Raw genomic sequence first — 2,632 nt, 5'->3', positions numbered from 1 at the left:
GCGCACACGGGGTCTTCCGCTCACGGATGAAGGCCAGCGAACGCCTCAGGGAACTGGCCAAGGAACACGGGCTCTGCCCGCAATACCTCGGGCTGGAGACGGGGGCGGGGCGTGCCTGCTTTGCCCACCAGATCGGGCAGTGCGGTGGCCTGTGCGTCGGGCGCGAAACCGAGCTCGCCCATCGATTGCGCCTCAAGCAGGCCCTCGGGCCGTTGGCGCTCCAGGCCTGGCCCTATCCTGGGGCGATCTCGATTCGAGAGGCGCGCGATGGCATGCAGGAACGGCATCTGTTTCACCACTGGCGCTATCTGGGCACGGCGCGTTCCGAGGAGGAGTTGGCCGAGTTGCTGGAAGGCGGCGACGAGTCTCCGCTGGACATGGACATGTATCGACTGGCGGTCGACGCCATTCGTGGCGGGGCGACGGTCGAGCCGTTGGAGTAGGTCGTCGGCGGGTTGATCCGGGATGAAGCCGACGGCGGGGCTTGCGCCTGGAAGCTCGATTCGCTTGCAGGCAAGTTGCCACGGGGGTGAAAGCGAGCCTCGCTCGCCAAAGCCGGGTCAGCGGCCGTGCCAGTATCCACCTGACGCGGCGGTCGGAGGCGACTTCGTGGCGTGGCTCAACCCAGACGTTCGGCGATCTGCGGGCCGAAGGGGGCGTCGCACTTTAGCCGCACGCAATGTTGCGCCTCGTCGGGCGTCAGTGGCTCGAGCTTCTGCAACTGCTGTTCGAGGACCTGCTCGTCTGCCTCGGAGATGTCGCTGCCCTGTGCCTGGCGTTCGCGCAGGTAGTCAAGCAGCTGCTCGTTGTCGCACTCGATGAACAGGATGGTGTAGGGCACGCCGATCTCGTCGGCAAGCGCCTCGAAGCGCTGGCGCCGGGCACGCTCGAGGAAGGTGGCATCCATGGCCATGGGCCAGCCGGCGGACGCGCCCAGACGGGCGATTTCCTCTAGGCGGGCGTAGGTCTGGTCGGTGGCAAAGGGGGCATAGCGCTCGGCCGGATCGGAGAACATCCGCAGCCGCTCGGCGTCCGAGCGGACCCGGATCGCGCCGCGTGCCAGCACCAGTTCCGCGCTGACCAGCGACTTGCCGCTGCCGCTCACGCCCATCGTGATGAAGATCTTGCCCTGCTTAGGCTCGAAGAAGGCGCAGGCCAGGTCCACGTAGTCGCGGAAGTCTGTCCACGCTGCCTCGCGCTCGGCTTCCGGCATGTCGTCGCGCAGGCCGAGCAGGGCGATCTTCGCGCGCACGGCGGCGCGATAGCCCTGGTAGAAGTGCAGGGTGGGCAGCGCCTCGTAGTCGCCACTGGTCTCGAGATAACGGTTGAGCAATTGGCGGGCCGCGGCGACTAGCCGCCGCTTGTGCAGGTCCATCAGGGCGAAGGCCAGGTCGTTCGCGGTGTCGGTCCAGCGGAAGTCGTCGTTGAACTCGATGCCGTCGAAGATGATGACGTCGTTCTCCTGCAGCGCCATGTTGGCCAGATGCATGTCACCGTGGCACTCGCGCACATGACCTTCGCGCTTGCGCCGGGCCAGCACCGGGCGGACGGTCTCGAAGGCCGCCCGGGAGAGATCGTCGAGACGGGCGAGTCGTTCGCGGTCTTCCTCGGTCTCGAGGAAGGGTGCGATCTGCTCGAGGTTCTGCTCCATCGGCGCCCAGACGGTCTCGGGTTCGCCGAAGCGGGAGGCGGGGTCGGCTACCGCGGCCCGCGAATGGAAGTCGGCGATGCCGTCGGCAATCCGGTCGACCAGGGTTTCGTCCAGGCCGATCCGGGCGGCGACGTTGTCGAGCCGGTCGGCCTGGTCGAAGCGCTGCATGCGGATCACGTATTCCTCGGCGCCTTCCAGGTCGTCGATCAGCTGGCCCTCGGCATCCAGACCCAGCACGCCGTCGTACAGGTCCGGGGCCAGCCGGGCGTTGAGTCGCAGTTCCTCGAGGCAGAAGTGCCGTCGGCGGTCGAGGCTGGAGAAATCGAGGAAGCCGAAGTTCATCGGCTTCTTGATCTTGTAGGCCCACGGGCCGGTAAGGAACACGTGGGAGATGTGCGTCTGCAGGTGCTCCAGCGAGGGGTCGGCGGAGGCCAGGTTCGCCTTGAATCGTTCGACCAGTCTCTCGTGTTTTTGCTCGCCCATGGGTTCTCCCGGTGATGATTCTCGTGTCGTGATGCCTGTCCGTCCCGGAGTCGAAAGGTCGAACTTCCGTGCCTCCCGCCGGTCTTCCGGGACTGGTAGACTGGCGCTCCGACCGCATCAGAAAGCGGTCGGAATCATTTGAAAATTGTAACAGTGTGGTCGCGACGTGGCATCCAGCAAGGGTAGCAAGGCAAAAAGCAAGGCAGGGGCGAAGCGTCGCCCCCGTTCGGCTGGCAGGACCGGGACAGCCCGGGCGAGCGCTCGCCGCAGCGGGGCCGGGCGCACCGGTGGCGGGCGCCGCTCCTTCGGCCGGATGATGAAGGGCTGGGTGTTCCGGCTCGTCGCCGTGGGCTTCCTGATTGGGGCCCTGCTACTGGCCGCCTGGGCCTGGTATCTCAACGAGAAGGTCACCGAGCGTTTCGAGGGCGCGCTGTTCACCATGCCCGCCGAGATCTACGCCGCACCGGACGAGATCTACGTCGGCCAGTCGCTCTCCCT

Annotated in this window: 3 protein-coding genes; 2 read left to right on the top strand and 1 reads right to left on the bottom strand. The window is 66.6% G+C overall.

Annotated elements, in window-relative coordinates; genetic code table 11:
* Window positions 1-443: hypothetical protein (locus tag ACESL5_RS09735; RefSeq protein ID WP_372592583.1), on the top strand; the 443-nt coding region annotated here is incomplete at its 5' end.
* A 176-nt stretch (window positions 444-619) separates the two neighbouring features.
* On the opposite strand, the gene ACESL5_RS09730 is transcribed toward ACESL5_RS09735, so the two are convergent.
* Window positions 620-2,134, bottom strand: a complete 1,515-nt coding sequence (locus ACESL5_RS09730; protein WP_372592582.1) for an AAA family ATPase — start codon at window positions 2,132-2,134, stop codon at window positions 620-622.
* A 313-nt stretch (window positions 2,135-2,447) separates the two neighbouring features.
* Here ACESL5_RS09730 and ACESL5_RS09725 point away from each other — a divergent pair.
* Window positions 2,448-2,632: hypothetical protein (locus tag ACESL5_RS09725; RefSeq protein ID WP_372592581.1), on the top strand; the 185-nt coding region annotated here is incomplete at its 3' end.

Origin of the sequence: Guyparkeria sp. (genome assembly GCF_041687595.1) — a bacterium.
GTDB lineage: Bacteria > Pseudomonadota > Gammaproteobacteria > Halothiobacillales > Halothiobacillaceae > Guyparkeria.
Note: the sequence above shows the minus strand (reverse complement) of the source record. Positions and strands in the feature narration are given on the sequence as shown.

What these genes read in the sequence shown, in the direction of transcription:
- ACESL5_RS09730 (WP_372592582.1), bottom strand. Translation starts at nt 2,134, where the DNA reads ATGGGCGAGCAAAAACACGAGAGACTGGTCGAACGATTCAAGGCGAAC.